This window comes from Adonisia turfae CCMR0081 (assembly GCF_011009555.1).
In the GTDB taxonomy this organism is placed as follows: domain Bacteria; phylum Cyanobacteriota; class Cyanobacteriia; order Phormidesmidales; family Phormidesmidaceae; genus Leptothoe; species Leptothoe turfae.
This window is the reverse complement of record NZ_QXHD01000003.1, coordinates 707,014-714,478: the sequence shown is the minus strand read 5'-3', so window position 1 is coordinate 714,478 and position 7,465 is coordinate 707,014. Positions and strand designations below refer to the sequence as shown.

General features: G+C 46.8%; 7 protein-coding genes. 6 read left to right on the top strand and 1 reads right to left on the bottom strand.

The features are described 5' to 3' along the window. Together DXZ20_RS03805 and trpD are read left to right on the top strand one after the other, a co-directional pair. Positions 1-854, top strand: an 854-nt coding sequence (locus DXZ20_RS03805; protein WP_163696612.1) for an aldehyde dehydrogenase family protein, incomplete at its 5' end; no start/stop codon positions are given. Positions 855-1,199: 345 nt separating this feature from the next. Continuing rightward, entirely contained in the window at positions 1,200-2,252 is a 1,053-nt protein-coding gene (gene trpD, locus DXZ20_RS03800; RefSeq protein WP_163696492.1) for an anthranilate phosphoribosyltransferase, read from the top strand. 75 nt (positions 2,253-2,327) lie between these two features. On the opposite strand, the gene DXZ20_RS03795 is transcribed toward trpD, so the two are convergent. Next, complete coding sequence (locus DXZ20_RS03795) at positions 2,328-3,683, bottom strand: MFS transporter (RefSeq protein ID WP_163696490.1); 1,356 nt, start codon at positions 3,681-3,683, stop codon at positions 2,328-2,330. A 471-nt stretch (positions 3,684-4,154) separates the two neighbouring features. Here DXZ20_RS03795 and DXZ20_RS03790 point away from each other — a divergent pair, with 471 nt between their 5' ends. The 4 genes from DXZ20_RS03790 to dnaX all read left to right on the top strand — a co-directional run. Beyond that, positions 4,155-4,649: a CBS domain-containing protein gene (locus DXZ20_RS03790; protein WP_006516462.1), complete on the top strand. Its 495-nt coding sequence runs from the start codon at positions 4,155-4,157 to the stop codon at positions 4,647-4,649. 35 nt (positions 4,650-4,684) lie between these two features. Continuing rightward, complete coding sequence (nblB, locus tag DXZ20_RS03785) at positions 4,685-5,356, top strand: phycobilisome degradation protein NblB (RefSeq protein ID WP_163662873.1); 672 nt, start codon at positions 4,685-4,687, stop codon at positions 5,354-5,356. Between the two features lie 858 nt (positions 5,357-6,214). Further along, positions 6,215-6,694 (top strand): ATP-binding protein, encoded by a 480-nt coding sequence (locus DXZ20_RS03780; protein ID WP_250564886.1) that lies wholly within the window; start codon positions 6,215-6,217, stop codon positions 6,692-6,694. Positions 6,695-6,784: 90 nt separating this feature from the next. Next, on the top strand, positions 6,785-7,465 hold a 681-nt coding region (gene dnaX / locus DXZ20_RS03775), incomplete at its 3' end, for a DNA polymerase III subunit gamma/tau (RefSeq protein ID WP_163696610.1).

Here is a 7,465-nt window from a genome sequence, read left to right as displayed (position 1 = left end):
CCCATCTCGTTCAACATCCCGACATTCACCTGATTGCATTTACGGGGTCCAGGGAGGTGGGTTGTCGTATTTATGCAGATGCTGCTCAGCTGAAACCTGGCCAGCATCACCTCAAACGAGTCATTGCTGAAATGGGGGGCAAAAACGCCATTATTGTCGATTCCAGTGCCGACCTGGATCAAGCGGTGCAAGGTGTGGTGCAGTCTGCCTTTGGCTACAGTGGTCAAAAATGTTCTGCTTGCTCACGGGTGATTGTTTTAGAGACTATCTATGAGACATTTGTTCAGCGTCTGGTCGAGGCTACTCGTTCTCTTAATGTAGGAGCGGCAGATTATCCTGACACTAAGGTGGGTCCGGTGATTGATGCCGTATCCCAACAACGAATTCAGAAATTTATTGAGATTGGTAGAAAAGAGGGTAGTTTGGCTCTCTCAATCGAACCTCCCAATTTTGGTTACTTCATTGGTCCTACTATTTTTATCAATGTTTCTCCTGATGCGCAGATTGCTCAACAAGAAATCTTCGGCCCTGTCGTTGCTGTTATCTCGGCGAAAACGTTTGAAGAAGGGTTGACTATTGCTAACAATACTGACTATGCCCTCACGGGGGGGCTCTATTCTCGTACCCCTGCCCATATAGAACAAGCTCAAACTACTTTTGATGTTGGTAATCTCTATATTAATCGAGGGATTACGGGTGCCATTGTTGCTCGCCAGCCTTTTGGTGGTTTTAAGCTCTCTGGTGTTGGGTCAAAAGCTGGAGGTGCTGATTATCTTCTTCAATTTTTGGAGCCTCGCGTAGTGACAGAAAATGTTCAACGTCAAGGCTTTGCTCCAATTGATGGGTTTGATTAGTATTGTTTCTTTGAGAGAGTTTGGAGGATGTTGGAACCTATAGCTTCATATTCTTATCTACGACGAGCAAAGACAGTGCGGGTGAAAAAATATACGACAAGTCCCCCCTATGCAGAGTGGTTCAATCACAATAGTCTTCTAACTTAATGACATAGCAACTCTGCGCCCTTCTAAAAAATCAATCAATCGAGGTGCCCAATAGATAGTTTCTCTTAATTCAGAATACTCATGTCCGCTACATAGACACTATGGATGCAGCAACCATCAATCCCTTGTTAAGAAACAGGTCGCTTACCCCGCTTCTGTAGTAGCGTTATTGACTGAAGTCTTAAACGCCCTACCGCAATGACAACTAACTGGTCCAGCCTGTTACAGCAGCTCATTGATAAGCACTCCCTCTCAGTCGATCAAGCTGAATCACTGATGCAAGGATGGTTGACGGAATCGATTGATCCGATCATGTCCGGAGCGATTCTGGCGGCCTTACAATCCAAGGGCTTCTCAGCCAATGAACTAGCGGGCATGGCCCATGTCTTACAAGGTCAGTCCCTGGGTGGTATGGAGGCCGATGATTCGTTGCCCACACCCCGCATCGATACCTGTGGCACTGGTGGAGATGGCGCATCTACATTTAATATTTCCACCGCCGTGACGTTTGTGGCCGCAGCAGCCGGTATCCCAGTGGTAAAGCATGGGAATCGCTCAGCATCTAGCAAGGTGGGCTCGGCTGATGTGCTGGAAGGTTTAGGTGTAGACCTTAGTACATCCCCTGAAAAAGCTAAAGCAGCGGTTAAGGAAGTGGGGGTGACATTCCTGTTTGCCCGTGGTTGGCACCCAGCAATGAAGGCCGTTGCGCCCCTTCGCGGTACGTTAAAAATTCGCACGGTTTTTAACTTGCTGGGGCCATTGGTTAACCCTTTGCGGCCTACGGGACAGGTCATTGGTGTATTCGACCCAGCGGTCATTTCTACCATGGCCGAAGCGTTGAACCAGCTGGGTATGGGGCAAGCCATGGTGCTCCATGGTCGCGAAGGTTTGGATGAAGCTGGATTGGGGGATGCAACGGATGTGGCTGTCTTAGCCAATGGTCAGGTGACTACTCAGGTGATCGATCCAAAACGTTTGGGGTTAGCCCATGCTGATATTGCTGCTCTGCGGGGTGGCGAGCTAGAAGAAAATATGACCATCCTGCGTAATGTACTTCAGGGGAAAGGCACCCAGGCTCAGCAGGAAGCTGTGGCCCTAAATGCCTCTCTGGCTTTGCAAGTGGGGGAGGTGGTTACAGGCGATACCTTTGAAGCTGCCTGCGCTCAAGGTGTTATCAAAGCAAAAGAGATTATTGCCAGCGGTGCCGCTTGGGATAAGTTAGAGCAACTAGTCGCTTTCTTGAAAAATTAAAAACAACAACGTGAGAATTATTACCCATAAATCTTAGGGTGGGCATAGCCCACCCTAAGATTTATGCCATGGAACTTATGGCATAAGGTTTTCCTGCTGATGGGGAATCCATTGCGCCAAAATGGCTGCAATGGCCATTGAGAAACCGCCAAGGACGACAATACTAATCCGATCGCAACCGAAACAGGTCATCACCCAACCCAGCCCTAAAGAGGCAACAATCTCGGGGAGCACAATAAAGCAGTTGAAAATGCCCATGTAGAGGCAATTTTTTTCCGGTGGAATGGATTTAGTTAGTAGCGCATAGGGTAGTGAATGCATGCTGGCGATGGCAATGCCTACGCCAATCATCGGCAATAATAAGAATTCTGGCTGATGAATCCAGTTAATGGAGATTAATCCAATAGCACCACACAGCAGACTAAGACTGTGGGTGTGGCGTTCTCCTAACCTCGCAACAACACTATAAATACCTAGAGCGGCAACACAACACACCAGATTGTCGACTGCTAAACAAATGCCTGACCATTCAACACTTTTGGCATAAAGTGGTGTACCTGGCACAGCACCAAAAATATGATGGGCGATGGCTGGGGGCAAATAAAGGAACATGCAAAATACCCCTAGCCAGCTAAAGCATTGCACCCAAGCCAGATGTCGCATTGTGGGCGGCATGGTTGCGATCGCATCCCAAATTTGTTTGACCATACCGGCTTCTGAAGCCGAGGATGGCTTAATATCGTTTGACTCTGGTGTTGTAAGTACAGTCCACACTACGGTCCCCAAAAACACCGCTGCCCCTAAATAAAAGGACAACTTAATCGACAGCGGAATATGGCCTGCCATGACGGCAGTATCTAACTCACTGAAGGGGTCGTTATTCAGGTGGGCTATCAACCACGGCATGGCTGATGCCAGTACTGCCCCAAGGCCACAAAGCAGACTTTGTACAATAAACCCCTGGGTTTGCTGCTCTGTGGGCACCAAGTCCGCCACAAATGAGCGAAATGGGGTCATGCTGACGTTAGCGGATGCATCTAGCAGCCAAAGCAGCCCTGCCGCTATCCATAGGCTCGATGCATTGGGCAGCAGAATTAGCGCGATCGAACTTAGGAGAGCGCCCCCTAAAAAGTAGGGTCGCCGTCGCCCGAGCGGTGTATGGGTGCGATCGCTCCAATAGCCAATCACAGGCTGTATCAACAGACCACTCATGGGCGCAGCCAGCCACAGTAGGGGGAGCTGATGAGGGGTTGCGCCCAGGGATTCAAAAATGGCGCTACCGTTGGCCATTTGCAAGCCCCAGCCAAACTGGATGCCAAGGAAGCCAAAGCTCATATTCCATAAAGCACCCAAATTGTATGGTTGATGCAACGTGGGGGAGTCTTCTGGGGAAAGAGATGCTTGAGAAACGATTTGGGTAACTTCTACCATGGCATTGCCATGGACTTAGCGGCAGATTTAATTGTGTGGTTAAACATAAACAACGTAAATTGCCACAGCCAATCAGCAAGCCATAGCGTTAGGGCAGGTTATGGACGATGTTGACAATTTTTAAGGAACAATTTTGTTTTGCTTGTACACACAATGCTGAACAAACAATGTCCAGGGGCACCAACTTAAGGCAGAACGTTCTCCCAAAGAGAGTAGTCAGGGGTCAGAAGTCAGTGCAGTACTGGATTCTGACCCCTAACTACTCTTCTAGCCAACATTTCTCAGCATAAGTTGATATCCATTCACAGAAAAATCTTTACCATAAATTGTCAATATCTATTCTAATTAAAGCCTGATTAATTATTTTGTTGCGAATATATATCTCTATGTAACGTCCTTTGAATCAGTCGTGCTTTCCCCGGAAACCGTTTCTACAATGGAATATATAAGTAGTCTTTGATATAGTGCTCTATGGCCAGCAAGACAGTCTTGACGACAACGGCAACTAAGACCGTTGGTGAGATGATGACAGCGCCTCCTTTGACGGCTACACCAGAGATGTCCCTCAAGGATGCAATTCAGCTGCTGGCTACCCATCGGATTAGTGGCTTGCCTGTGGTTGATGCTACTGGAGAAGCTGTTGGGGAGATTTCTGAAACTGATTTGATGTGGCAGGTGAGTGGTGCGTCGTTGCCCGCCTATGTCATGTTGCTGGATAGCATTGTGTATCTGACTAATCCCGCTCGCTACAGTCAAGAATTGCATAAGGCTTTAGGGCAGACTGTTGCTGATGTGATGTCTCGTAAGGTGACCGTGGTGCAGGCTGATGACGACTTGCAGCGGGCTGCTCAGCTCATGCATGACAAACAAATTCGTCGATTAGTGGTTGTTGATGATGACAGACACGTTATTGGCATTCTGACCCGTGGTGACATTGTGCGTGAACTGGCTCAGCAATACACCTAAAATGCATGTACGTATTTCACATGCATTTTTAACCTATGGGCATCTCGCCAGATCAAATAAAACAACAGCTAGCATCTGAAGATTTAGGTCAGCGGTTGCGAGCGGTCAATTTACTGCGGAATATTGATCCGGCAGTTGCGTTTGAGCTCATTCAAGCTGTCGTGAGTGACAGCAGCTCACGGGTCCGCTATGCCGCCATCAGTCAATTTTCTTCCTTAGGGAGCCAAGATAGAGACACTGCGCTTACGATATTACGAGGAGCACTATTCCACGATCCAGAAGCGGATGTGCAAGCAGCAGCGGCAGATGCTCTTGGGGCCTTACATTTGGTGGAAGCCTATGATGATTTGGCGACCGCCTACAACAATACATCGGAATGGATTGTGCAAATGAGCATTGTTGCTTGTTTGGGAGAACTGGGTGTGGCTCGTGCTTTTGACCTGTTACAGCAGGCACTGAAGTCAGAAACCAATTTGATTGCGTTGACTGCTATTGGGGCCCTTGGTGAGCTCAAAGACCCTCGTGCAGTGCCGCTGCTGTTAGATTTTGTAGGCAGTGATGATTGGCAAGTTCGCCATCGTGTTGCCCAAGCACTCAGTCATTTTTTAGATAGCCCTCAAGCCGAGACTGTGCGTCCTGCGATGATGAGCCTAGCTGAAGACAGCTCGGAAATCGTTGCTGAGGCTGCTAAATATTATTTGCCATAAGCCGAGACTGTGCGTCCTACGATGATAAGCCTAGCTGAAGATAGCTCGGAAATCGTTGCGACTGCTAACTATTATTTTCCTTAGTTTTTGAGCGACTGACGCATCGTTGTGAGTCGCTTTAAGCCGTATCCATATATTTAAAAACTAGTAAATTTTTATTGGTGCACCTTCAAGAAGAAATTAAGTAAAATTGAAAAATATCAACCGTATTTGTTCGGACTATAAAACGAGTTGTTAAATGTTACGAACAGATGCCTGGTTGAAATTACTTAGTATTAATTTGATGTGCTCCGGTTGCGACATAATTTAGCTTGAATTTCTGATGGTTAGCCCTTAATCAGAGATTAACCAGAAACTTTTTGAGACTGAGCTTTTGGGCTATAGATAACGTCCTATTGTTTATGGCATACCCCATCGTTCTTTCGCATGTTGCCAATCTTAGCTTATGGGTTAATCGCTTGCCTGGTATGCATCTTAGAACTTGAAAAGAGTAACTACAGCAAGCTAATACATATCGTTTATGTCGAAAAAAATGATTCAGTTCTAAAGGCTGAATCTAAAGCGGAAGTGAAATAAAAAATATTTTTATCTAAGCCTTAGAAAACATGAAAGTAGCAATTGGTTCGATAGTTTTTTCTGTTTTTCGGTTTGAGTTATTGCATATCTGATATATTAGATGTGTGCAAGAAGGCTTATTAATTCCCTGTAGTACGGATTGCTTACATCCATTTAAAAACTGTTTTTACTTTCGTATAGATAGTTCAAGTTTAATTTTTAAGGCTAAAGTTTGTGTTGATTTTAGGGCTGCCAGCAATATAGGCAGACTTGGTGTTGGGGATTGATTGCATGGTTAGTGCGATGACATTATCCAATGGAGTTAAGTGGGACAAACTTAGTTTTGCCTCGACTCTATATCTGTATCCAGTCATTGATACGTTATTGGAGCATGCGCCATCACAGATGCGTGATGAGCTACGTTTAGGTTTGCAAGAAGCTTTGGTCAATGCCGCAAAGCATGGCAATAGTCTGGACCCAAGTAAGCATGTTTCTGTTCAATATGCTGAGGTCCAGGGCTGTTATTGGTGGATCATCACGGACCAGGGGAATGGGTTTGAAATACCCCATGGCTGTCGTATTTGCCCTGATGACGGTTCAGATGGTGAGAGCCTGGGCGACTGTGGTCGTGGTCTGTTTATCCTGCATCAAATTTTTGATCAGGTTCATTGGTCTCCTAAGGGCAATGAAGTTCACCTTTGTAAGCGTTTACGGCGTCGACCGAACTGGTTGCTCTGGTGGCAAGATTTATGGGGTGCTAAAGGCACCGTTGCCATGGGCTGAATGAGTCTGAAGCTTTTATAATTGGTATGCCTGTTATTTGGTAAGGCATGATCTGTTTGCGTCTTTGCTTGATGTAGGACATTAGTATCTATGGCCTACGAACCGCTGCATCACAAATATCGTCCTCAAACGTTTGCCCAGCTTGTTGGGCAGGGTGCGATCGCAACAACCCTTTCCAATGCCCTTCAGCAAAATCGCATTGCTCCGGCCTATCTTTTTTGTGGCCCTAGGGGAACCGGCAAAACCTCCAGTGCTCGTATTTTAGCCAAGTCACTGAACTGCTTAAGTAGTGAGGTACCTACATCTGCCCCCTGCGGTCAGTGTCAGGTCTGTCGTGAAATTACCGTTGGTGCCTCCCTAGACATTGTTGAAATCGATGCGGCTAGTAATACGGGTGTTGATAATATTCGTGAGCTGATTGAACGAGCCCAGTTTGCCCCAGTGCAGTGTCGTCATAAGTTATATGTGCTGGACGAGGTGCATATGCTGAGTACAGCGGCGTTTAATGCTCTACTTAAAACCTTAGAAGAGCCCCCACCCCACGTTGTATTTGTACTAGCCACCACTGATCCCCAGCGGGTGTTACCCACGATTATTTCCCGCTGTCAACGGTTTGACTTTCGTCGCATTCCCTTAGATGCGATGGTTCAGCACTTAGATTACATTGCTCAGCAAGAGGCGATTGCCATTGCTCCTGATGCTTTGCAACTAGTGGCGCAGCTTTCCCAAGGGGGATTGCGTGATGCCGAAAGTTTGCTCGACCAGCTAGGT